15 protein-coding genes and 1 tRNA gene are annotated in these 22,953 nt (G+C 72.8%); 3 read left to right on the forward strand and 13 right to left on the reverse strand.

Annotated features, from left to right (window positions below):
- Positions 1-120: 120 nt before the first annotated feature.
- The 4 genes from ACFW01_RS04265 to ACFW01_RS04280 are packed head-to-tail and all read right to left on the reverse strand — an operon-like array spanning position 121 to position 4,774.
- The gene (locus ACFW01_RS04265) at positions 121-1,479 is read right to left on the reverse strand and encodes a GH1 family beta-glucosidase (RefSeq protein ID WP_384502347.1); all 1,359 of its coding nucleotides are present in this window, start codon (positions 1,477-1,479) and stop codon (positions 121-123) included.
- Between the two features lie 35 nt (positions 1,480-1,514).
- Positions 1,515-2,369 (reverse strand): carbohydrate ABC transporter permease, encoded by an 855-nt coding sequence (locus ACFW01_RS04270; protein ID WP_234956848.1) that lies wholly within the window; start codon positions 2,367-2,369, stop codon positions 1,515-1,517.
- Positions 2,362-3,399, reverse strand: a complete 1,038-nt coding sequence (locus ACFW01_RS04275; RefSeq protein ID WP_234956847.1) for a carbohydrate ABC transporter permease — start codon at positions 3,397-3,399, stop codon at positions 2,362-2,364. The genes ACFW01_RS04270 and ACFW01_RS04275 overlap by 8 nt, the downstream gene beginning before the upstream one ends.
- A gap of 58 nt (positions 3,400-3,457) precedes the next feature.
- Positions 3,458-4,774, reverse strand: coding sequence for a sugar ABC transporter substrate-binding protein (locus tag ACFW01_RS04280; RefSeq protein ID WP_234956846.1), 1,317 nt, complete (start codon positions 4,772-4,774; stop codon positions 3,458-3,460).
- Positions 4,775-4,946: 172 nt separating this feature from the next.
- On the opposite strand from ACFW01_RS04280, the gene ACFW01_RS04285 reads away from it, so the two are divergent.
- Entirely contained in the window at positions 4,947-6,257 is a 1,311-nt protein-coding gene (locus ACFW01_RS04285; RefSeq protein ID WP_234956845.1) for an ROK family transcriptional regulator, read from the forward strand.
- Between the two features lie 202 nt (positions 6,258-6,459).
- Here ACFW01_RS04285 and ACFW01_RS04290 read toward each other — a convergent pair whose 3' ends face one another.
- From ACFW01_RS04290 to ACFW01_RS04305, 4 genes are all read right to left on the reverse strand, one after another.
- Positions 6,460-7,500 carry a LacI family DNA-binding transcriptional regulator gene (locus tag ACFW01_RS04290; protein WP_234956844.1) on the reverse strand — a complete coding sequence of 347 codons (1,041 nt, stop codon included), beginning with the start codon at positions 7,498-7,500 and terminating at the stop codon, positions 6,460-6,462.
- Positions 7,501-7,554: 54 nt separating this feature from the next.
- Positions 7,555-10,176 (reverse strand): glycoside hydrolase family 3 C-terminal domain-containing protein, encoded by a 2,622-nt coding sequence (locus ACFW01_RS04295; protein ID WP_384502330.1) that lies wholly within the window; start codon positions 10,174-10,176, stop codon positions 7,555-7,557.
- Between the two features lie 47 nt (positions 10,177-10,223).
- Positions 10,224-11,993 carry a discoidin domain-containing protein gene (locus tag ACFW01_RS04300; RefSeq protein ID WP_384502331.1) on the reverse strand — a complete coding sequence of 590 codons (1,770 nt, stop codon included), beginning with the start codon at positions 11,991-11,993 and terminating at the stop codon, positions 10,224-10,226.
- Positions 11,994-12,081: 88 nt separating this feature from the next.
- On the reverse strand, positions 12,082-13,158 hold the full coding sequence (locus ACFW01_RS04305; RefSeq protein ID WP_234956842.1) for a DUF1996 domain-containing protein: 1,077 nt from the start codon (positions 13,156-13,158) through the stop codon (positions 12,082-12,084).
- Positions 13,159-13,422: 264 nt separating this feature from the next.
- Between ACFW01_RS04305 and ACFW01_RS04310 the strand changes: the two genes are divergently transcribed.
- Positions 13,423-15,240, forward strand: a complete 1,818-nt coding sequence (locus ACFW01_RS04310) for a coagulation factor 5/8 type domain-containing protein (RefSeq protein WP_384502332.1) — start codon at positions 13,423-13,425, stop codon at positions 15,238-15,240.
- Here ACFW01_RS04310 and fusA read toward each other — a convergent pair.
- Together fusA and ACFW01_RS04320 are read right to left on the reverse strand one after the other, a co-directional pair.
- Entirely contained in the window at positions 15,173-17,317 is a 2,145-nt protein-coding gene (gene fusA / locus ACFW01_RS04315; RefSeq protein WP_384502333.1) for an elongation factor G, read from the reverse strand. The genes ACFW01_RS04310 and fusA overlap by 68 nt on opposite strands.
- A gap of 381 nt (positions 17,318-17,698) precedes the next feature.
- Positions 17,699-17,783: transfer RNA gene (locus ACFW01_RS04320), tRNA-Leu, on the reverse strand.
- 141 nt (positions 17,784-17,924) lie between these two features.
- Between ACFW01_RS04320 and ACFW01_RS04325 the strand changes: the two genes are divergently transcribed.
- Positions 17,925-19,256, forward strand: coding sequence for a DUF2254 domain-containing protein (locus ACFW01_RS04325; RefSeq protein ID WP_384502334.1), 1,332 nt, complete (start codon positions 17,925-17,927; stop codon positions 19,254-19,256).
- A 4-nt stretch (positions 19,257-19,260) separates the two neighbouring features.
- Here ACFW01_RS04325 and ACFW01_RS04330 read toward each other — a convergent pair whose 3' ends face one another.
- The 3 genes from ACFW01_RS04330 to sucC are packed head-to-tail and all read right to left on the reverse strand — an operon-like array spanning position 19,261 to position 22,877.
- On the reverse strand, positions 19,261-20,820 hold the full coding sequence (locus ACFW01_RS04330) for an aldehyde dehydrogenase family protein (protein WP_384502335.1): 1,560 nt from the start codon (positions 20,818-20,820) through the stop codon (positions 19,261-19,263).
- Entirely contained in the window at positions 20,817-21,719 is a 903-nt protein-coding gene (gene sucD / locus ACFW01_RS04335; RefSeq protein WP_384502336.1) for a succinate--CoA ligase subunit alpha, read from the reverse strand. Before sucD ends, ACFW01_RS04330 begins: the two co-directional genes overlap by 4 nt.
- Before the next feature lie 15 nt (positions 21,720-21,734).
- The gene (gene sucC / locus ACFW01_RS04340) at positions 21,735-22,877 is read right to left on the reverse strand and encodes an ADP-forming succinate--CoA ligase subunit beta (RefSeq protein WP_384502337.1); all 1,143 of its coding nucleotides are present in this window, start codon (positions 22,875-22,877) and stop codon (positions 21,735-21,737) included.
- Positions 22,878-22,953 lie beyond the last annotated feature (76 nt).

Below are 22,953 nucleotides of genomic sequence, written 5' to 3' on the forward strand. Positions count from 1 at the left end.
GGGACCCCGCGGCCCTTGTTACTCCGTTTGTTGTTGCCCTTGTCCTGCCGGTCCCGGTGGGGGGCCTTACGGGGGGGGGGGGGGGGGGCGCCCCCCCCCCCCCCCCCCCCCACCACGGGGTCAGGCCGCCTTGCGCTCGCTCTTCCGCGCCCGGCGGATGATGTCCGCGTAGTGCCGCCCGCTGCCCTTGACCGTGCGGACCTGGGTCGCGTAGTCGACGTGGACCAGGCCGAAGCGCTTGTCGTAGCCGTACGCCCACTCGAAGTTGTCCAGGAGCGACCAGGCGAAGTAGCCCGCCAGCGGGGCACCCCTGCGGGCGGCCGAGGCGCAGGCCGCGAGGTGGGCGGTCAGGTACTCCTGGCGCTCCGGGTCGTCGACGGTGCCGTCGGGGCGGACCACGTCGGGGAAGGACGAGCCGTTCTCGGTGACGTACAGCCTGCGCGGGCCGTACTCGTCGGTCAGGCGCAGCAGCAGCTCCTCGATGCCGCCGGCGTCGATCTCCCAGTCCATGCCGGTGCGCGGCACGCCGACCCGGCGGACGGTGCGGACGTGCGGCGCCGGTCCGGTGGGGTCGTCGGCGACGGTCTGGGGGAAGTAGTAGTTCAGGCCCAGCCAGTCCAGCGGTGCGCCGATGAGGTCCATGTCGCCGGGCTGCTCGGGGAGTTCGACGCCGTAGACCTCGCGCATGTCCTCGGGGAAGCCCCGGCCGTGGACCGGGTCCAGCCACCAGCGGTTGGTGTGGCCGTCCATGCGGCGGGCGGCGGCCAGGTCCTCGTCGCGGTCGGTGGCGGCGTGGATGGTGGAGAGGTTGTTGACGATGCCCACCTGGGCGCCCGGGGCCGCCTCGCGGATGGCGCGCATCGCCAGGCCGTGGCCGAGGAGCAGGTGGTAGGAGGCGCGCACGGCGGCCGTGAGGTCGGTCCAGCCGGGGGCCATCTTGCCCTCCAGGTGCCCGATCCAGGCGGAGCACAGCGGCTCGTTGAGGGTGGCCCAGTGCTGGACGCGGTCGCCGAGGCGTTCGGCGACGACGGAGGCGTACGAGGCGAAGTGCTCGGCGGTGGCGCGCTCGGGCCAGCCGCCGCGGTCCTGGAGCGTCTGCGGCAGGTCCCAGTGGTAGAGGGTGACGGACGGGGTGATGCCGGCCGCCAGCAGGTCGTCGACCAGCCGGTCGTAGAAGGCGAGGCCCTTCGCGTTGACCGGGCCGTCGCCGCCCGGCAGGACGCGCGGCCACGCGATCGAGAGGCGGTAGGCGTTGGTGCCCAGGCTCCGCATCAGCTCGATGTCCTCGTGCGTGCGGTGGTAGTGGTCGCAGGCGACGTCGCCGTGGTCGTTGTTGTCGATCTTGCCGGGGGTGTGCGAGAAGGTGTCCCAGATCGACGGCGAACGTCCGTCCTCCGCCACGGCTCCCTCGATCTGGTACGCCGATGTGGCCGTGCCCCACAGGAAGTCGTGCGGGAGTGCGGCGAAGTCGATGGTCACGTGGGTCCTCTCGGGTTCGGGAAGGTTGGTCGCGGTCACTTGACGGCACCCGCCGTCAGCCCGGCGACGAGATAGCGCTGGAGAAGCAGGAAGCCCGCCACCACGGGGACGCTGACCACCAGGGAGGCGGCCATGATCTGGTTCCAGTACACGTCGTTCTGCGTGGAGTAGCCCTGCAGACCGACCGCGAGGGTGCGGGTGGCGTCGTTGGTCATCACGGAGGCGAACAGCACCTCGCCCCAGGCGGTCATGAAGGCGTAGACGGCGACCGCGACGATGCCGGGGATCGCGGCCGGCACCACGACCTTGAACAGCGCGCGCAGCGGCCCGCAGCCGTCCACCAGGGCCGCCTCGTCCAGGTCGCGCGGCACCGAGTCGAAGTAGCCGATCAGCATCCAGATGGAGAAGGGCAGGGAGAAGGTCAGGTAGGTGAGGATGAGGCCGCCGCGGGAGCCGAAGAGGGCGATGCCGGTGGCGTTGCCGATGTTCACGTAGATGAGGAACAGGGGCAGCAGGAAGAGGATGCCGGGGAACATCTGCGTGGACAGCACCGTCACGGAGAAGACGCGCTTGCCGCGGAACTCGTAGCGGCTGACCGCGTAGGCGGCGAAGACGGCGATCACCACGGAGCAGACGGTCGCCGCGCCCGCCACGATCAGCGAGTTGACGAAGTACTTCGCCAGCGGGACCGTCGACCAGATGTCGATGTACGGGCGGATCGTCAGCTCGCTGGGCAGCCAGCGGAACTCGCTCGACACGTCCTGGAGCGGCTTCAGGGAGCTGGACACCATGACGTACACCGGCAGCAGGACGAAGCCGGTGAGCAGGGTGAGGAAGACGCGGCGGGTCCAGAGGAAGGAGCGCGGCGCCGCCATCGGGGACCTAGACATCGGCCGGCTTCCTCTCGCGGGAGGCCCGGGCGGGCCGGGGGGTCCTGGCGGACCGGGAGGTCAGGAACAGGTACACGCCCGTCACCAGGAGCAGGAAGAACAGCAGCAGCACCGACATCGCGGAGCCGGCGCCGAAGTTCCAGGTGACGAACGACGACTGGTAGATGTGGATGGAGATCAGGTCGGCGGCCTCCGGCGCGGCCTTGCCGAACAGGACGAACGGCGTGTTGAAGTCGTTGAAGGTCCACAGGAACAGCACGAGGACCAGGACCTGGTTGACCGGACGCAGCGACGGCAGGGTGATGCGGCGGATCTGCTGCCAGACGCCGGCGCCGTCCAGGGCGGCGGCCTCGTACAGCTCCTTGGGGATGTTCTGCAGGCCGGCCATGACGATGAGGAAGGCGAACGGCCAGCCCTTCCAGACCGACACCACGAGCAGCGCGACGAAGCTGTTGTCGCCGATCAGCCAGAAGGAGGGCTTGTCGGTGAGGCCGAGCTGGTCGTGCAGGACGTGGTTCACCAGGCCGTTGTCGTGCTGGAACATGAACGCCCAGGTGATGACGGCCGCGTAGACCGGCAGGGCGTACGGCACCAGGAAGATCGCCCGGAGCAGGCCGCGGCCGCGGAAGGCGTCCTGCATGCAGATCGCCGCGGCGGTGCCGATCAGCCAGCACAGTCCGACGGAGAGCACGGTGAAGGCGCAGGTGACGAGGAAGGAGTGGAGCAGGGCCTCGCCGACGGGGGCGTCGAAGTCGACCGACATGCTGTAGTTGTCGAGGCCGGTCCACGGGGCGACGGTCCAGTCGCGGATGTAGAACTGGGTGAGCTCCTTGAAGCTCATCACGATGCCGATGACCATCGGCACCAGGTGGACGAGGAGTTCGAGGAGCAGGGCCGGCAGGAGCAGCAGGTAGGGCAGGCCGATGCGGCGGATCCGCCCGGGACGGCGGCGGGGTCCGCGCGCCGTCCCGGGGGAGCTCTTGCCGACCGTCCGCTCGCCGGGCTGCGCCGAGGCGGTCGTGGTGGTCATGGCGAGATCCGTGTCGTCGTGTCGGAGTCGGTGCGGGTCCGTGGGGGCAGGAGCGCGCTCACTTCGTCGGCATCTGCTGCTGGGCCTTGGCGAGCTTCTCCTTGACCGACTCGGCGGTCACCTCACGGCCGGCCGCGGCGTCCGCGAACAGCTCCTTCACGGCCGTGCCGACGGCGGTCTCGAACTGCGACTCGTCGGGCACCTGGGGCAGCGCGGCGGCGCTGGTGGCGAGGGTCTCCCGCAGCACGGCGGTGGCCTGGGTGTTGAACGCCGGGTCGGTCTGTGCGGCCTTGACCGGCGGGATGGATCCGTACGCCTCGTTGAGGATCTTCTGCTCGGCGTCGCTGGTCATGAACTTCACGAATTTGGTGGCGCCGTCGACGTTGTCGGTGTTCTTGAAGACGGCCATGTTGATGCCGGCGACCATGGAGTTGGTGGCCTGGCCGGTGCCGGGGGTGCCGGACGCGACCGGGGCGGGCGCGACGCCCCACTCGTCCTCCTCCATGCCCATGGTCTTGAAGGTGGCGGAGGCGGTCTGCCACAGCACCATCGCGGTCTTGCCCTTGGCGAAGTCGCTGAGGGACTGGTTCTGCGCGTACTCGGCGTTGCCGGGCGCGATGACCTTGTCCTGCGCCATCAGGTCGACGTACTGCTTGACGGCCGCGACGGCGCCGTCGGAGGTGAAGTCGGGCTTGCCGTCGGCGGTGAAGAAGTCGGCGCCGTGCTGCTTGCCGAGGACGAAGACCTGGTGGATGTTGTTCGACAGGTTGGAGCCCTCGGCGCCGAGGGCCCACTTGCCGTCCTTCGAGATCTTCTTGCCGGTCTCGACCAGCTCGTCCCAGGTGGCCGGGGGCTTGGTGATGCCCGCGTCGGCGAACATCTTCTTGTTGTAGTAGAGCGCGTAGGCCATCGAGTACAGCGGGACCGCCGCCGGGTCCTGGCCCTCGACGCCGGTGGAGCCGAGCGCGGACTCCACGAAGCGGTCCTTGCCGCCGATCTTGTCGAAGTTCTTCGCGTCCCAGGGAAGCAGCGCGCCGGTGGCCTGGAGGGAGGCGCTCCAGGTGTTGCCGATGTTGAGGATGTCCGGGCCCTGGCCCGAGGTGGTGGCGGTGAGGATCCGGTTGAGCAGGTCGGACCAGGGCACGACCTCCAGCTTCACCTTGATGCCGGTCTCCTTCTCGAACTTGTCAAGTTCGGGCTGGAGGACCTTCTTGTCGACCTCGACGCTGGCGCCCTGGTTGGAGGCCCAGTAGGTGAGTTCCTTGGGTGAGTCGTTGGATCCGCCGCCCGAGGAGGAGCCCCCTCCGCAGGCCGAGGCGGCGAGAGCGAGAGACATGGTGACGGCGCCTACGGCCGCGGCTCGGATACTGCGCATGGCTCCTGGGTCCTTCCGGGGAGACGGTCGGGAAGTCCGAGGGCGGCCCCGGTATCCCTCCCGAAGCCCCTCATGGCTTAATTTAGGACGTGAGTTAAACCCCGAGAGAAAGACTCGTCAAGGTGTCGCGCGCGGTCGAAGGGCGGGCGGAGGCGCCCAAGGAAGGGGCCGGATGGCCAGGCACAGCGGGCGAACGGTCCGTGACCTGCGGCGCGAGAGCCGCACCGCCGTTCTGCAACGGTTGTATTTCGACGGGCCGATGAGCCGGCTCGCGCTGGGTTCGGCGGCCGGACTGAGTTCGGGTTCCGTCAGCAACGTCGTCGCCGAACTGATCGCCGACGGTCTGGTCGAGGAGGCGGGCAGCCTCGGCACGGACGGCGGCCGGCCGCGCACCCTCGTCCGGATCGCGGCGGACCGGGGCCGCCTGATCGGGGTCGACGTCGGCGAGACCCGGGTGCGCGTCGAGCTGTTCGACCTGTCGATGGCCGAACTGGCCCGAACGGAGCGGGCGTTGCCCGGTCACGGGTCGCGCACGTACGACGTGCGGGTGGTCGCCGGGCACATCCTGGACGGCATCGCGGAGGTCCTCGGCTCCCCCGCCCCGGACCAGGGTGAGCTGCTGGGCGTCGGCGTCGGGGTCCCCGGCATCGTGGAGCACACCGCCGACGGCACCCTGGTGCACGGCCAGACCATCGGATGGGACGCGGTGCCGCTGGAGGCGCTGCTGCGGGACTCGGGGCGGCTGCCCGCGCACGCGCCGCTGTTCATCGACAACGGCGCCAAGACGCTGGGGCAGGCCGAGATGTGGTTCGGCGGCGGGCGCGGGGCGCACAACGCCGTGGTCGTGCTCTTCGGTTCCGGTGTCGGCGCCTGCGTCGTCACGGACGACGTGGAGCGCGGCCGCGCGGTGGAGTGGGGGCACCTGACGGTGCGGGTGCGGGGGCGCCGGTGCCGGTGCGGGGCACGGGGGTGCCTGGAGGCGTACGCGGGCGCGGAGGCGTTGCTCGCGCGGTGGCGGGAGGCGGGCGGGCAGCCGCCGCCCGGCGCCGACGAGGAGGCCGCGCTGACCGCCCTGCTGTCCGCCGCCCGCCCCGGGGGCGGGGCCGCACCGGACGCCGTGGCGGCCCGGGTGCTGGCCGAGACCGCCGAGTACCTGGGCGCGGGCCTCTCCGACCTGATCAACCTCTTCCAGCCCGAGCGGGTCGTCGTGGGCGGCTGGGCCGGACTCCAACTGGGCGCGCCCTTCCTGGAGTCGGTACGTGACCACGCGCTCGCCCACGCGCTCCGGCACCCGGCCGGGCGAGTGGGCATCGCCCTCGGCCGCCTCGGCCCCGACGCAGTGACGGTCGGCGCCGCGACCCTGCCCCTCGCGGCCTTCTTCGCGCGCGGCGGCCGACAGCCCCCGGTGAACGCCCCCGGGCCGGTACCGGCGTGGCGGGCGGCCCTCGGGGGGCGGTTGGCGGGGCAGCGGGGTGGGGGGTGAGGGCTCGGATCGGGTGGGCTCGGCCCTGGCGCGGGAGCGGGGCGGGGGCGGGGGCACGGGACACGGGGACACGGGGCGTGGGGTCACGGGGCGCGGGGTCACGGGGCGCGGGCGCACGGGGACGCGACGGCCCGGGGACGCGACGGCCCGGGGACGCGACGGCCCGGGGGTGTGAACGGCGCCCGGGGCGGCTTGGTGACGCCTACGCCGAGTCCCGCACCACCAGTTCCGGATCGAAGATCACCGACGTCGGCGCGGTGCGCTCGCCCCTGATGTGTTCGTCGAGGAGGCGGGCCATCGTGGCCGCCATCTCCTCCACCGGCTGGCGGACGGTGGTCAGCCGGGGCCGGCAGGTGACGGCCACGCTGGAGTCGTCGAAGCCGATGACCGCGACGTCGCGCGGCACCTGGCGCCCGTGGTCGCGCAGCACCTGGACGGCGCCCTGCGCCATCAGGTCGTTGGCGGTGAACAGGCCGTCCAGGTCCGGATGTTCGGCCACCAGTGAGGCCGCCGCCGCCATGCCGCTGTCGACGGTGAAGCCGCCCTCGGCCACGGGGACGTACGGGTGCCCGTGCCGGGCGAGGGTGTCGCGGAAGCCGGCCAGCCGCTCCTGGCTCGCCGCGACGGCCAGCGGCCCCGTGACGGTGGCTATCCTCCGGCAGCCCCGCTCCAGCAGGTGCTCGGCGGCCAGCCGACCGCCGTCGCGGTGGGCGAGGTCGACGTAGCTGAGCGGCACCGGGCGCCCGGGCCGGGCGAACAGCACCGCCGGCAGGCCGGACCCGGCGAGCAGGGCGGGCAGCGGATCGTCGGGGTGGGTGGACACGACCAGGGCGCCGTCCGCACCGCCCTGCCTGAGGTACGCCACCACCTCCTGCCGCGCCTCGGGCGTCTCGGCGAACATCAGCACCGGGTGCATCGAGCGCGGCCGCAGGTGCCCGACCACGCCGCCGACGACACGGCCGAAGAACGGGTCGGCGAAGACCCGGGTCGCGAACGCGTTCTGCTCGGTGTCCGAGGCGTCGCCCGCGCCGGAGACGACCAGGGCCACGGTCGTGGTGCGCCGGGTGACCAGCTGCCTGGCGGCCTGGTTGGGGGCGTAACCGGTCCGTTCGATGGCCCGGCGGACCAGGTCCTGGATGGCGGGGTCCACGTTGCGGACGCCGTTGACCACCCGGGAGACGGTGGCCCGGGAGACGCCGGCCTCCCGGGCCACGTCCTCCAGGGTCGGGGCCTGTCTGCTCATGCCCGCACCCTAACCGGCGAGGTCGGGCGCACGGTAGAGCGCTCTCCCCCGGCCTCATCCGGCGCCCGGACCCCTCACCTCCAGGTCCGCGGCCAGCGGCACCTCGCCCGCCGACCGGCCCGCCAGCACCCGCCAGTGGCCCTCCTCCGTACGCCAGGCACGCTCCTCCACGCACCAGTGGCGCAGCGCCCTCGCCGGGACCCGCACCGTCGCCGTCACCGTCTCCCCGGGCCGTGCGCGGACGGCCGCGTACCCGGCGAACCAGCGCACGGGGCGCTCGACCGCCGACTCGGACCGGGAGAGGTACACCTGGACGACCTCCCGGCCGGATCGCGCGCCGGTGTTGCGCACCCGTACCCGCACGGTCAGGTCGTCTCCCGCCCGGGCCTGCGGCGGGACGGCCAGCTCCTCGTAGGCCCAGGCCGTGTAGCCCAGTCCGTGCCCGAACCAGTAGGCGGGCGTGCGCCCGTGGCGCAGCCAGCCCCGGTGGCCGATGTGCAGGCCCTCGTCGTAGTGGAGGCGGCCGTCGGCCGGCCGGGTGCGGGTGACCGGGGCGTCGGCGAGGACGGCCGGCCAGGTGGTGGGCAGCCGTCCGCCCGGCTCCGTGTGCCCGAAGAGCACGTCGGCCAGTCCGCCGCCGCTCTCCTGGCCTGGGAACCAGGCGAGCAGTACCGCGCCCACATTGTCGCGCCAGGGGAGTTCCACCGGGCCGCCGCTGTTGACGACCGCCACGGTGCGCGGATTGCCGGCGGCGACGGCGCGGACCAGCGCGTCCTGGGCTCCGCCGAGCGCGAGGGCCGTACGGTCGTAGCCCTCGCACTCGCCGTGCTCGGTGGTGCCCACGACCACGATCGCCGCGTCCGCCGCGGCGGCCGCGCGGGCCGCGTCGGCGAGTGACGCGGCGGTGTCCGGGGCGGGCGGCGCCGCGCTGACGACGGTGGCCCGGCCGGTGCCGGGGGCCAGCTCGCGGCGGGCCACGAGCAGAGCGTCCTGGCCGACGGCGAGGTCGGCCTCGGCGTACTGGCCGGGCGGGTTGACGTGGACCACCGCCGGATCGTCGGTCGGCGGCGGGAAGTCGCCGGCCAGCAGGGGCCGTCCGTCCAGGACGAGGCTCATGCGGCCGAAGCCGGCCACGCCCAGCGTCCAGCGGCCCGCGGTACGGGGGCGCAGACGGGCGCTGATCTCGACCGTGTGCGCGCCCGGCACCAGCCGGGGCTCCAGCAGGCGTCCCCCGCGCCGTCGTTCGGCGTACAGCTCGCGGCCGTCGGCGTCCAGCATCCGCAGCAGCACGCCGGGCAGCCCGGAGCGCGGGTCGGTGCACGCGTCGTGGTCCAGCGGGGGCGCGGGACCGTCCGGACGGGGGCCCGGGACATGCACGACGCGGGCTTGGCCGCGCAGCGCGTCCCGGATGCCGTCGAGGACGGACACCTCGTCCAGCGGAAAGACACCGGCGCTGCCGCCGCCCTGCGTACGGGTCCGCGCGGCGTGCGCGCCGATCACGGCGACCGTGCGCAGCCCTGCGGGGTCCAGGGGCAGGACACCCCGGTTGGCGAGCAGCACGCTCCCGGCGGCGACGGCCCGACGGGCCAGGGCCCTGCCCTCCGGGGCGACGGTCGGGCGGGGCGCGGACGGGTGCGGGTCACCGCCTCGCGGTCCGCCACCGCCAGGCGCCTCTCGCGCTCCCCCGCCTCCAGGCACCTCTCGCGGTCCCCCGCCTCCAGACACCACTCGCGGTCCCCCGCCCCCAGGCACCTCTCGCGGTCCGCCCCCTCCAGACACCACTCGCGGTCCCCCGCCCCCAGGCGCCTCGCGCTCCCCCAACGCCCCCACCCACGCCGCGAGCCGCAGCAGTCGCCGTACCTTGTCGTCCACCGCGGCCTCGGGCACGACGCCGTCGGCCACCGCGCGGGCCAGCGCCTCGCCCCAGGGGCTGTCGGGACCGGGCATGGCGACATCCAGCCCGGCGCGGGCGGTGTCGACCGTGGTGCGCACCGCGCCCCAGTCGGAGACGACGACGCCGTCGAAGCCCCACTCGCCCTTCAGCGGGTCGGTGAGCAGATCGCTCGCGGTCATCGTGGTGCCGTCGACCGCGTTGTACCCCGCCATGACGAGCCGGACCCCGGCGGCCACCGCCGCCTCGAAGGGCGCTAGGTACACCTCCCGCAGCGCCCGTTCGCCCACCCGTACGTCGACGGTGAGCCGGTCGGTCTCGGAGTCGTTGGCCACGTAGTGCTTGGCGGTGGCGGCCACCCCGTGGGCCTGGACACCGCGCACGAATGCGGCCCCGATACGGCCGGTCAGCTCCGGGTCCTCCGAGAAGCACTCGAAGTGCCGGCCGCCCAGGGGGCTGCGGTGCAGGTTGAGGGTCGGGGCGAGGAGGACGTCCACGCCCTTGCGCCGGGCCTCGGCGGCGAGGAGGCCGCCGAGGCTCTCGACCAGGGGTTCGTCCCAGGTGGCGGCGAGCGCCGAGGCCGAGGGCAGCAGGACGGAGGTGTCGCGTTCGTCCCATGCCTCGCCCCGTACGCCCGCCGGGCCGTCGGACATCACCAGCTCCCGCAGTCCGAGCGCCGGTTCAGCTCTGGTGCGCCAGGTCGTGGCGCCGTCGAGCAGCAGCGCGCGGGCGCGCGGTGTCAGCTTGCCGAGCAGCCGGTCGATCTCTTCGTCGCTCGTCCCCACCCGGGTCTCCCCTCCCAGTCGTGCCGTGCGTGTCCGCCCGCCCGGTGTCAGCTGTAGACGCCGAACTCGTAGAGCGAGTAGCCGTAACCCGTGCCGCGCGCGGTCCCGTTGACGCGCACGTAGCGGCCGGTGCCGGTCACGTCGAGGGTGTCGACGCCGCCGTTGCCGTCGGTCACCGTGTGCACGGTCTGCCAGTTCTGTCCGTCGTCGGAGGTCTGGACGGTGTAGGCCCTGGCGTAGGAGGCCTCCCAGTGCAGCTGGACGTGCCGGAACGTGGTGCGCGCTCCGAGGTCCACCTGGACCCACTGCGGGTCGCTCCAGTCACTGGCCCACCGGGTGTCGGGGCTGCCGTCCACGGCGTTGGCGGGGGGGCAGGGGCAGTCGCCGTAGCTCGGCTGGAAGGAGGAGGCGGTGGCCGGCTTCCCGAGGGCGACGTTGGTGCCGTCCACGGCGGGCGGCACGACCCGCGCCGAGAGGGTCTCCACTCCGACGTTGCCCTTGCCGTCGGTGGCCTTGACGTACAGCTTCCAGACGCCGGGCCGGTCGGGGGCGGTGACCTTCAGGCGTCCGCCGCCGAGGTCGGTCGCGGGGAGCGTGGTGAGCTGCTTGCCCTGGTCGATGTAGTTGCTGTTGGCCAGCACCTCGTACGCGATCGGATCGCCGTCGGGGTCGCTGACGCGGGTGGTGAGGACGAGGTCCTTGCCCGCCTGCACCTTGCCCGCGTCGCCCTCGACGCCGAAGGCGGAGACGACGGGCGGGGTGTTGTCGCCGGAGGTGTCGCCGCCGTAGGCCCGCTTGACCGCGTAGTAGGACAGCCGCTTCTGTCCGGCGGGCAGCAGGTTGAACCAGATGCCGCCGAAGTCGTACTCGGTGCCGTAGTGGAACAGGGTCGCGCCGAGGGCGACGCCCCGGTGCCCGGTGACGCAGTTCCAGGCGTCGGTGTATCCCTGGGCCTTGGCCTGGTCGGTGGGCTCCTTCGGTACGCCGTTGGCGTCGTCCGGCACCTCCCACTCGCCGGCCGGACCGCCCTCGGTGACGATGTACGGCTTGGTGTAGCCGCCCTGGTCCCAGGCGGCGCGTACGTCGCACACCGCGTCGTAGGAGTTGACGGCGTACAGGTCCAGGTCGGGGGCGTTCTTCTTGTAGTAGGGCCAGGCGCCGACCCAGGCGTCGGTGGAGGTGACCGGGTGGTTCGGGTCGACGGCGTGGATCTTCTTGGTCACGTCGTTGACGAAGGTGGTGTAGGCGTCGCGCTGGCGCTCCAGCTCGTCGCCGCTGTAGCAGTTCTGGAGTCCGAGCACCGACTCGTTCCCGACGTTCCACATCAGGACGCCCGGGTGGTCCTTGTACTCCTGGACCCAGCGCGGGAACTCGGCCAGCATCTGGTCCTTGTACGCGGTGTCGGTCAGGTAGTTCACGCAGCCGCCGCTGCCCGGTCCGCCGCCGGGCTGGAGCCAGAAGCCGGCGATGACCTTGACGCCGTGCGCGGCGGCGGAGTCGAGGAGGGGCTTGCTGCTCGCGTCGGTGCCCCAGGTGCGGATGGTGTTGACGCCCATGGACTCGAGGTCGGGCATGTACCGGTCGGCGTCGGCGGGTGAGGGGCCCCAGGTGAGGCCCTTGACCTGGTAGGGGCTGCCGTCCACGGTCAGCTGCCAGTTGCCCTGGCCGCCGGTGACCTTCACGACGCTGCCGGCGGCGTGCGCCTGCTGGGCGGGCACGGCGGTGAGGGCGCAGGCGGTGAGCAGGGCGGCGGTCAGCGGGACGGTGAGTCTGCGGGCCGGGGCGGGGCCCGGGGTGGGGGTGCGGGGTCGGCTCATGGTGGTGTGTCTCCGGTCTGCGGGTGGGGCGGCCCGGCCGCCCGCGGGGCAGTGGGACGGCCGGGCCGGTCTCGGTGGGGGGCCGGGGTCAGGGGAGTTCGTAGTTCTCGTCGAGCGCCGCGCCCTCCTCCGGGTGCGTCTCGTCGTAACCGCGCGCGTTGCACTGGAGGCCGCCGACGACGCAGTGGTCGACGAGGGCCTTGAGGGTGGCGTCGTCCCAGGCGTTGAAGAAGTCGTAGTGGAACGAGTAGCTCGCGCCACTGGCGAGGCGGACCCGGGACAGGTCGCCGTTGACCGGGAAGGCCATCTTGAACTCGATCATCGGCAGGGCGACCGGGTGCGTGGCCGGGCAGATGTTGTTGTTGGTTCCGGGGTTGACCACCGGGTACGCCATGTGGCTCTTGTGGTCGGGCGTGTCCAGGTTCCTGCCGTCCCAGCAACTGGGCGCCTGGAAGCGGATGTTGACCTGGACGTCCTGACGGTCCGGGCAGTCGGACGGGAAGTCCACGTTGAAGAAGCTGTCGCCGCACTCCCAGCCCTCGACGAAGCCCCGGTGGTTCCGGAACTCCTGGCCGCTCTGCATCGGGCTGCCGACGACGTAGCGCAGGCCCTTCGGGAAGGGCCGCACACTGGTGTAGTCGGTGACGCCGGCCTTGTAGTAGATGACCTGCGGGCCGATCGGCAGCACCGGCTGGTCGCCGTCGTACATGGTCGGCATCCAGTACCCCGACCGGTCGCCGGGCGCGAGGCAGGTCGTGGAACCCGCCTCCAGCGAGGCCGTCGTGCTGTTCGCGTCGGTCGTCGTGTTGCCCATGAACGTGTGGTCGTGGGACTTGCCAGGCTGCTGCGGATAGACGATCGGGTCGTCCGGTGCCGTGTGGCTGACCGAGCAGTTGGCCTGGAACTCGTGGAAGTAGCGGTGCGGCGGCTCCTTCGTGGACGGGGTGACGCCGGTGACCGGCGGGTTGGCGGGGATGTAGCCGTCGCCGTCCGGGTCCTCGGGCGAGAAGGCGGTCGAGGCGGCCATGGTGTGCCCGGAGTGCGCGGACTGCGCGGGCGGGGTCGCGGCACCGGCGTTCACCGCGAGGGTGCCGACGCCGATCGACGTCAGCAGCAGCGCGCTTGCGACGAGGGTGCCGGACAGGACTTTCGATCTCCGTGGCATGGAGACCTCCTGGGAGTGTCGGGGAAAATCTCGGAGAGCGCTCTCCCACGGCGGAGTGTTGAGGGGGGCGACGGGAGGTGTCAAGGGATTCGACAGGAACACCAGGTGCGGGCCAACGGGCCTGCTGCCCCTACTTGTTGAACACAGCGCACAAGAAACGGTCACAACTCTTGACGCGCCGTGCGGGCGGATGAAACATGCACACCCAGAGAGCGCTCCCCCACCCCCACTTCGTTCACTTTCCGAACAAGGAGAGCCGCCCCCATGCCCCCTTCCCCCACGCACTCCCCCACGCCCGAGCCGTCCGGCGTACGACGGCGCACGGTCCTCTCGGCGGCCGCCGCGGCCCCCGTACTCGCCGGGCTGGGCGGTGCCGGGACCGCCGTCGCGGCCCCCGGCTCCAGCAGCCCCGCCCCCCGCGACAGTCCCCGCGCGCTGCCCGGCGGCGGCGACCTCGGGCCGAACGTCATCGTCTTCGACCCGTCCACGGCCAACATCCAGGGCAGACTGGACGAGATCTTCCGGCAGCAGGAGTCGGCGCAGTTCGGCACCGGCCGCTACGCCCTGCTGTTCAAGCCGGGCACGTACAACGGGCTCAACGCCCAGATCGGCTTCTACACCTCCATCGCCGGCCTCGGCCTCTCCCCCGACGACACGACCATCAACGGCGACGTGACGGTCGACGCGGGCTGGTTCGACGGCAACGCCACGCAGAACTTCTGGCGTTCGGCGGAGAACCTCGCCCTCGTCCCGGTCAACGGCACCAACCGCTGGGCGGTGTCGCAGGCGGCGCCCTTCCGGCGCATGCACGTGCGCGGCAGCCTCAACCTCGCCCCCGACGGCTACGGCTGGGCGAGCGGCGGCTACATCGCCGACAGCCGGATCGACGGCAGCGTCGGACCGTACTCCCAGCAGCAGTGGTACACCCGGGACAGCTCGGTCGGCGGATGGCTCAACGCCGTGTGGAACATGGTGTTCTCCGGCGTGGAGGGCGCGCCCGCGCAGAGCTTCCCCGACCCGCCGTACACCACGCTGGAGACGACGCCCGTCTCCCGGGAGAAGCCGTTCCTGTACCTCGACGGCGACGCGTACCGCGTCTTCCTGCCGGAGAAGCGCACCAACGCACGCGGGGTGTCCTGGGGCAACGGCACCCCGCGCGGCACCTCGCTCCCGCTGACCCAGTTCTACGTCGCCAAGCCCGGCGTCTCGGCGGCCACGCTGAACCAGGCGCTGGAGGAGGGCCTGCACCTGCTGCTGACGCCGGGGATCTACCACCTGGACGGCACGGTCGAGGTGAAGCGCGCGGGCACGGTCGTGCTGGGCCTCGGCTACGCCACGCTCATCCCCGACAACGGCGTCACCGCGCTGAAGGTCGCCGACGTGGACGCGGTCCGGCTCGCCGGGTTCCTCATCGACGCGGGGCCGGTCAACTCCTCGACGCTGCTGGAGGTCGGGCCCGCGGGCGCGTCCGCGGACCACTCCGCCAACCCGATCACCGTGCAGGACGTGTTCATCCGGATCGGCGGCGCGGGCCCGGGCAAGGCGACCACCAGCATGGTGGTCAACAGCCGGCACACGGTCGTGGACCACACCTGGGTGTGGCGCGCGGACCACGGCGAGGGCGTCGGCTGGGAGACCAACCGGGCGGACTACGGCGTGGTCGTCAACGGAGACGACGTCCTGGCCACCGGCCTGTTCGTCGAGCACTTCAACAAGTACGACGTGCAGTGGAACGGCCAGCGGGGCCGCACGATCTTCTTCCAGAACGAGAAGGCGTACGACGCCCCCGACCAGGCCGCCATTCAGAACGGCTCGGTCGAGGGTTACGCCGCCTACAAGGTCGGCGACCAGGTCACCGAGCACGAGGGCTGGGGCCTGGGCAGCTACTGCTACTACAACGTGAACCCGTCCATCGTGCAGCACCACGGCTTCGCCGCGCCGAACCGGTCCGGGGTGCGCTTCCACGGGCTGCTGGTGGTGTCCCTGGGCGGCAACGGGCAGTACGAGTGCGTCATCAACGACACGGGTTCGCCCACGTCGGGGACGTCGACCGTGCCGTCGACGGTGGTGCAGTACCCCTGAGCGTGCCGTGCCGCCCGAGCGTCGTGTCGTGCCGCCGGGCCGGTGCCGCGGCCGGTGCCGGCGCGTAGCCGGTGGGCCGGGCGGTGAAGGTGCCGCGGCCCTGGGTGCGGCTGCGCAGCCGGGTCGCGTAGCCGAACAGCTCGGCCAGCGGCACGGTGGCCGTGACCACGGTCGTACCGCCCCGCGGATCGGAGCCGGTGACCCGGCCCCGGCGCGCGGCGAGGTCGCCGAGGACGGAGCCGACCGCGTCCTCGGGCACCGTGACCGCGACCTCCACGACCGGCTCGAGCAGGACCATCCCCGAGGCGCGCAGGGCGTCGCGGAGACCGAACCGGCCCGCGGTGCGGAAGGCCGTGTCCGAGGAGTCCTTCACGTGGGTCCGGCCGTCGGTGAGCGTGACCCTGAGGCCGGTCACCGGGTGCCCGCCGAGCGGACCCTCGGCCAGGGCGTCACGGCAGCCGGCCTCGACGGCCCGCACGAACTCCTGCGGCACGCCGCCGCCGGTCACCGTCGAACGGAACACGAACCCGCCCTCCTCCCAGGGCTCGACGTCGAGCACGACATGCGCGAACTGACCGGCTCCGCCGTCCTGTTTGACGTGCCGGTGCACGAACCCGGTCACACCCTCGCCGACCGTCTCCCGGTACGCCACGCCGGGACGGCCGACCGCGACCGACAGGCCGTGCTCGCTCCTGACCCGCTCCACCGCGACCTCCAGGTGGAGTTCGCCCATGCCCGACAGCACGGTCTGGCCGGTCTCCGGGTCGGTCCGCACGGCCAGCGAGGGGTCCTCCTCGGTCAGCCGGGCGAGCGCGGCGGCCAGCTTGTCGGTGTCGGTGGAGCGCCGGGCCTCCACGGCGACGTGCACGACGGGTTCGGCCACGCCCGGCGGTTCCAGGACCAGCGGGTCGCCCGGCGCGCACAGCGTCGAACCGGCCCGGGCGGTCTTCAGCCCGACCAAGGCGACGATGTCCCCGGCGACCGCCCGCTCCAGGGGGTCGTGCCGGTCGGCCCGCACCCGCAGGATGCGGCCGACGCGCTCGGTGCGGCGGGTGCCCGCGTCCCACACGGTGTCTCCCTTGTCGATGGTGCCCGAGTAGACCCTCAGGTACGTCAGCCGTCCCGTCGGGGTGGCGTTCACCTTGAACGCCAGTGCGGTCATCGGCGCCGCCGGGTCGGCGGGCCGTTCCTCCTCCGTGCCGTCGTGGGTGCCGCGCACCGGTGGCACGTCCAGCGGTGACGGCAGGTAGGCGACGACGGCGTCGAGCAGCGGTTCGACTCCGCGGTTGCGGTAGGCCGAGCCGCACAGCACCACGACGCCGTCGCCGCCGCGCGTGAGGTCGCGCAGGGCACCGGCGAGGGTGTCCGCGGTGAGGGTCTCCCGGTCGCAGAACTCCTCCAGCGCGGCCGGATGGCGTTCGGCCACCGCCTCCTCCAGCAGCCGTCGCCTGCGTACCGCCTCCTCGCGCAGGACGTCGGGCACCGGGCCCTCCTGGGCGGTCTCCGCGCCGTCGGACCACACGAGCGCGCGCATGCGCAGCAGGTCGACGACGCCGGTGAAGCCGTCCTCGGAGCCGATGGGCAGCTGCACCACCAGGGGGACGGGGTGCAGTCGCGCCCGGATCGAGGCGACGGCCGTGTCGAGGTCGGCGCCCGCCCGGTCCATCTTGTTGACGAACGCGATCCTCGGCACGCCGTGCCGGTCGGCCTGTCGCCACACGGACTCGCTCTGCGGCTCCACCCCGGCGACCGCGTCGAACACCGCGACGGCGCCGTCCAGGACGCGCAGCGACCGCTCGACCTCGTCGGCGAAGTCGACGTGTCCCGGGGTGTCGATCAGGTTGATCCGGTGGCCGTCCCAGGCACAGCTGACGGCCGCGGCGAAGATGGTGATGCCGCGATCGCGCTCCTGCGGGTCGAAGTCGGTGACGGTCGTGCCGTCGTGCACCTCGCCGCGCTTGTAGGTGGTGCCGGTGGTGTAGAGGATCCGCTCGGTGACGGTGGTCTTGCCGGCGTCGACGTGGGCGAGGATGCCGAGGTTGCGGATGGTGGCGAGGGGGTTGGTACGGGTACGCACGGCCGGTGGCCTTTCGCTGGTCCGCGAGCAGGGCGGCGCGATTCCCGGGACGGGCGGTACGTCGGAATGAGGTCACGGCCCTCAGGGCATGCGTGACGGGACGTCAGAGACCGGTCGCGGGCGTCCGGTGCCGGCCGCGCGGCGGACACCGGAGGGCCGAGGACACCAGGATCACCTCGTACCGGGACGGGGGAACGACGGCAGCGGTGCGGATGCGCACGGCCCTGCTCCCCTCACTCGGTCTCGGTGTCGTGGTGAGTGTAGGGAGATCGTCGATGTCCACGCACCGGGTTTTCCGGTGTGCGGAGCCGCGGCGGACGGCGAACGCGAAATGCCGGCCGGGATCTCTCCCGACCGGCATCCCACGTCTGCCTGATCTTGTGTCCGAGGGGGGACTTGAACCCCCACGCCCGATAAAGGGCACTAGCACCTCAAGCTAGCGCGTCTGCCATTCCGCCACCCGGACCAGGTGTCTGTCGCGGCGCGGGGGTGCTCCCCGCGGCGACATGGACAACCATACCAAGGTTTCGCAGCGCCTTTCACCTGCGTTTCCTTCCGCTGAGCGGCGGTCCGCGACCGGCGGGGCCGGGGCACCTAGGGTCGCACCATGAGTGACTGGATGGTTACCGGGAGCCCGCATCCGCGTCGCCGGGCGCGGGCGCTGTCGCCGCTCAGGGAGCATCTGCGGGACACGTTCTGGTTCGCGCCCACCACGGCGATGGTGGGCGTCTTCGTGGTGTGGCTGGTGGCTCAGGAGCTGGATGCCGCGCTGGTCCGTTCGCTGCAGGACGACGGCGACTTCGACCTGCTCGCCGAACTGCTGCGGTTCGCGGCCGACGCGAAGACGGTGGTGACGGCGGTCAGCTCGGCGATGATGACGTTCATCGGCGTGGTGTTCAGCATCTCGCTGGTCGCGGTGCAGATGGCGAGCGGGCAGTTCTCGCCGCGCGTGGTGCGGCTGTTCGTCCGCAGCCGCACCACCAAGGCGACCTTCGCGGTGTTCCTGGCCACCTTCGTCCTGACGCTGCTGGTCCTGACCAGCTACGACAGCACCCCGGACCCGCGTGCCGCCACGTCCGTGCCGCTGGTGCAGTCGGTGCTCACCCTCCTCATGGTCGCGCTGAGCCTGCTGCTCTTCGTGCTGTACGTGAACGTCACGCTGCGGCTGATGCGGATCGGCCATGTGATCGCCCGGATCGCGGCGGAGTCCTTCCGGGCGGCGGCGCTGATGCCGGCACCCGCGGAGGGCGGGGAAACGGACGGGTCGGGTCCGGTCACGGCGTGGGTCGTGCACGAGGGGCGGGCCGGGGTGCTGCGGGACGTCGGCATCGCGCGGCTGGTGCGGGTGGCGCGCGGGCACGGGGTGGTGCTGCGGCTGGTCCCGCGGATCGGTGACTTCCTGGTGCCGGGCACGCCCGTGCTGGCGGTGCACGGCGGGGCCGCGCCGCCGCGCCGGGCCCTGCGGTACACGCTGTCGGTGGGGGTGGAGCGCACCTTCCACCAGGACCTGGCGTTCGGGCTCCGCCAGCTGTCCGACATCGGGCTGCGTGCCCTGTCCCCGGCGGTCAACGATCCGACCACGGCCGTGCAGGCCCTGGACCGGGTCGTGCAGATCCTGGCCGCCCTGTCCCGACGGCCGCTGGACGCGGTGGTGCACCGGGACCGGCGCGGTGCGGCCCGGCTGGTGCAGCCCGTGCCCGGGTGGACGGAGCTGGTGGACCTGGGCTTCGCCGAGGTCCGTGGCTGTGCGGTGGGGGCGCCGCAGGTCTCGCGCCGTCTGCTGGCCGGGCTCGACGACCTGCTGCTGCTCGCGCCGCCGGAGCGGCGCGAGCCCCTGCTGCGCCACCGCGAGCTGCTGCGGCAGGCCGTCGAGCGTGGCACGCCCGCCCCCGCGGACCGGTCCTTCGCGCTGCTGCCGGACCGCCAGGGCATCGGCTGACCCGCTACGGCATGAGGTGGCCGTCCGGGAAGTTCCCCGGCAGCCGCTCCCCCGCCGGGCCGCGGGTGACGGCCCGCACCAGCAGCTCGCCGCCCACGAAGGCGCCGCGCCAGGACGCGCCGTGGCCGCCGAACAGCTCGTCGCGGTCTCCGCGGGAGCGTGCCACGCCGTGGCCGACCTTGAAGGCGCGGATGTGCGGCGCCAGCCTGTCGTACGTCGCCGGGTCGTCCGTGGACAGGGTGGCCACCAGCGCGCCGTTGGAGGCGTTCATCGCGGCGAGCAGCTCGGCCTCGGTGTCGACGAGGACGATGGTGTCGACCGGGCCGAAGGGTTCCGCGTGGTGCAGCGGCGAGGACCGGGGCGGGTTGAGGAGGGTGACCGGGTGGACGTAGGCGGAGGTGTCCTGGCCGGGGAGGAACCGCGCGTCGGCGGCGCTGCCGCGGTGCAGGGGCACGGCGCCCCGGTCGACGGCCTCGGCGACCTGGTCGTGCAGTTCCTTGGCCTTGGCCGCGTTGATGAGCGGTCCGAGGTCGAGCGCCGGGAAGGGGTCGTCCGGTGCCTCGACGGCGAGCGGGTGGCCGACGCGCAGGGTGCGGACCGCCGGGAGGTACGCCGCGAGGAACGCGTCGAACAACCGGCGCTGGACGACGAAGCGCGGGTAGGCGGTGCAGCGCTGCTTGCCGTAGTCGAAGAGGCGCGGGACGACGGCGGCGAGGGTGTCCCAGTCGGTGAAGTTCCAGATGCCCCAGGTGTTGAGGCCCTCCTGTTCGAGGATGTGCCGCTTGCCGAGGTCGGCGACGGCGGTGGCGACGGCGGCGCCGGTGTCGCGGCCGCCGACGAAGGAGACGCAGCCGATCTCGGGCGACCGCACCAGCGCCCGGGACAGCTCGCCCCCGCTGCCGCTGACGAGGGTGACGGGGACGCCCTCGCGGGCGGCGAGCGCGCAGGCCAGGGTGAGGCAGGCGACGCCGCCGTCGGTGGGGGTCTTGGCGATGACCGCGTTGCCCGCGAGGGCCTGGACGAGCAGGGCGTGGACGAGCACGCTCATCGGGTAGTTCCAGCTCGCGATGTTGGACACCGGTCCGTCCAGCGGGGCCCGGCCCTCGGTCATCGCGTCGATGCCGTCGAGGTACCACCGCACGCCGTCGACGGCCCGGTCGACGTCGGCCCGCGCGAGCCGCCAGGGCTTGCCGATCTCCCAGACGAGCAGCAGTGCGAGCAGGTCCCGGTGCTGGGCGAGGGCGTCGAGGGTGGCCGCGACGCGGGCGCGGCGTTCGGGCAGGGGGACGTGGCGCCAGGCGCGGTGCTGGTCGAGGGCGGCGCGTACGGCGCGGTGGGCGGTCGCGCCGTCCAGCCGGGGCGGGCCGGTGACGGGGGTGCCGTCGACCGGGCTGGTGGCGGGCAGGACGCGGCCGTCGGCCCGCCAGCCGGCGCCCCAGAGGTTGAGGACGCGGTCGTCGCGGAACGCCTCGGGGGCGACGGTACGGCAGCGCCGCCAGGCGTCGGCCCAGGCGGTGCCGGACTTGAGGGTGAGGGCCCGGGTGCCCTCGGCGGCGGCCGTCATGCGCGGGCTCCGTCACGTGCGGCGCCGCCGAGTACGGAGAGGACGTGCCGTGCCGTCTCGGTCGGGGTGCTGCCGACCCGGACCCCGGCCTCCTCCAGTGCCGCCCGCTTCGCCCGGGCCGTGCCCGAGGAGCCGGACACGATCGCGCCCGCGTGGCCCATGGTCCGGCCCTCGGGCGCGGTAAAGCCCGCGATGTAGCCGATGACGGGCTTGGTGACGTGGTCGCGGATGTAGTCGGCCGCGCGTTCCTCGGCGTCGCCGCCGATCTCGCCGATGAGGACGACGAGTTCGGTGTCGGGATCGTTCTGGAAGGCGGCGAGGCAGTCGATGTGGCTGGTGCCGACGACGGGGTCGCCGCCGATGCCGACGCAGGTGGAGAAGCCGGTCTCGCGCAGCTCGTACATCAGCTGGTAGGTGAGGGTGCCGGACTTGGAGACCAGGCCGATGGGGCCCGGCTTGGTGATGTCGGGCGGGATGATGCCCGCGTTGGACTGGCCGGGGCTGATCAGGCCGGGACAGTTGGGGCCGACGACCCGGGCGCCGCGCGCCTTGGCGTGGGCGGTGAACGCGACGGAGTCGTGGACGGGGATGCCCTCGGTGATGACGACGGCGAGGCCGATGCCGGCGTCGGCCGCCTCGGTCACCGCGGCCTTGACGAAGGCGGGCGGCACGAAGACGACGGTGGTGTCCGCGCCGGTGTGTTCGATGCCCTCGCGCACCGATCCGAAGACGGGTACGGCACGTTCGTCGAAGTCGACGGTGCGGCCCGCCTTGCGCGGGTTGACGCCGCCGACCACGTCGGTGCCGGCGGCCAGCATCCGGCGGGTGTGCTTCATGCCTTCGGCGCCGGTCATGCCCTGGACGAGGACCTTGCTCTCCTTGGTGAGGTAGATCGCCATGTCGATCTGTCTCCTTTATCCGGCGGTGGAGGCCGCGGTGGCGTGCCGGGCGGCACGGCGGGCGGCGCCGTCCATGGTGGTGGCCTGTTCGACCAGGGGATGGGCGCGTGCGTCGAGCAGGGCGCGGCCCCGGGCGGCGTTGTTCCCGTCGAGGCGGACGACGAGCGGTTTGGTCGGCCGGACCTCGTCCAGGGCGCGGACGATGCCGTCGGCGACCGCGTCGCAGGCGGTGATGCCGCCGAAGACGTTGACGAGGACGGACCGCACGGCGGGGTCGGAGAGGACGAGGGACAGCCCGTCGGCCATGACCCGGGCGGAGGCGCCGCCGCCGATGTCGAGGAAGTTGGCGGGCCGGGCGCCGCAGCCGGCGACCACGTCGAGCGTCGACATGACCAGTCCGGCGCCGTTGCCGATGACGCCGACCTCGCCGTCGAGTCTGACGTAGTTGAGGCCCTTGGCGGCGGCCCGCGCCTCCAGCGGGTCGGCGGCCGGGTCCGGGCCGCTTCCCCAGCGGGTCTGCCGGAAGCGGGCGTTGTCGTCGAGGGTGACCTTGCCGTCCAGCGCCACCATCTGCCCCTCGACGGTCCTGACCAGCGGGTTGACCTCGACCAGCAGGGCGTCCTCGCGGACCAGTACCTGCCAGAGCCGGACGAGTACGTCGACGCTCTGGGGTGGCAGGCCGGCGGCGTCCGCGATGCGTACCGCCGTCGCCGTGGTGACGCCCGCCGCCGGGTCGACGGGGACGCGCGCGACGGCCTCGGGCCGCTCGGCGGCGATCTCCTCGATCTCCGTGCCGCCATCGGCGGACGCGATGGCGAGGAACCGGCCGGCCGCGCGGTCCAGGACGTAGGAGACGTAGAACTCCTTCTCGATCTCGACGGGTTCGGCGAGCATGACCGTGCCGACGGTGTGGCCCTTGATGTCCATGCCGAGGACGTCCCGGGCGGCCTGCTCGGCCGCGGCCGGGTCGGCGGCGAGCCGTACGCCGCCCGCCTTGCCGCGTCCGCCGGTCTTCACCTGCGCCTTGACGACGGCGCGGCCGCCGAGCGCGCGGGCGATCTCGCGGGCCCGTGCGGGCGAGTCGGTGACCTCGGCCCTCGGCACCACGATGCCGTGTGCTGCGAAGAGTTCCCTTGCCTGGTGTTCGTACAGGTCCATTCCGGCTCCTGACTGAAAGTGCCGCACGCCCCCTGGACACCACCCACCGGATGCGGGATAACAAGCTTCATACAGT

Source organism: Streptomyces sp. NPDC058985, from assembly GCF_042740985.1.
GTDB lineage: Bacteria > Actinomycetota > Actinomycetes > Streptomycetales > Streptomycetaceae > Streptomyces.

Coding starts and splice junctions, on each gene's coding strand:
- ACFW01_RS04270 (WP_234956848.1), bottom strand. CDS start 2,369: ATGTCTAGGTCCCCGATGGCGGCGCCGCGCTCCTTCCTCTGGACCCGC.
- ACFW01_RS04330 (WP_384502335.1), bottom strand. CDS start 20,820: ATGACGGCCGCCGCCGAGGGCACCCGGGCCCTCACCCTCAAGTCCGGC.
- ACFW01_RS04285 (WP_234956845.1), top strand. CDS start 4,947: ATGGCCAGGCACAGCGGGCGAACGGTCCGTGACCTGCGGCGCGAGAGC.
- ACFW01_RS04300 (WP_384502331.1), bottom strand. CDS start 11,993: ATGAGCCGACCCCGCACCCCCACCCCGGGCCCCGCCCCGGCCCGCAGA.
- ACFW01_RS04290 (WP_234956844.1), bottom strand. CDS start 7,500: ATGAGCAGACAGGCCCCGACCCTGGAGGACGTGGCCCGGGAGGCCGGC.
- ACFW01_RS04280 (WP_234956846.1), bottom strand. CDS start 4,774: ATGCGCAGTATCCGAGCCGCGGCCGTAGGCGCCGTCACCATGTCTCTC.
- ACFW01_RS04275 (WP_234956847.1), bottom strand. CDS start 3,399: ATGACCACCACGACCGCCTCGGCGCAGCCCGGCGAGCGGACGGTCGGC.
- sucC (WP_384502337.1), bottom strand. CDS start 22,877: ATGGACCTGTACGAACACCAGGCAAGGGAACTCTTCGCAGCACACGGC.
- sucD (WP_384502336.1), bottom strand. CDS start 21,719: ATGGCGATCTACCTCACCAAGGAGAGCAAGGTCCTCGTCCAGGGCATG.
- ACFW01_RS04305 (WP_234956842.1), bottom strand. CDS start 13,158: ATGCCACGGAGATCGAAAGTCCTGTCCGGCACCCTCGTCGCAAGCGCG.
- ACFW01_RS04325 (WP_384502334.1), top strand. CDS start 17,925: ATGAGTGACTGGATGGTTACCGGGAGCCCGCATCCGCGTCGCCGGGCG.
- ACFW01_RS04310 (WP_384502332.1), top strand. CDS start 13,423: ATGCCCCCTTCCCCCACGCACTCCCCCACGCCCGAGCCGTCCGGCGTA.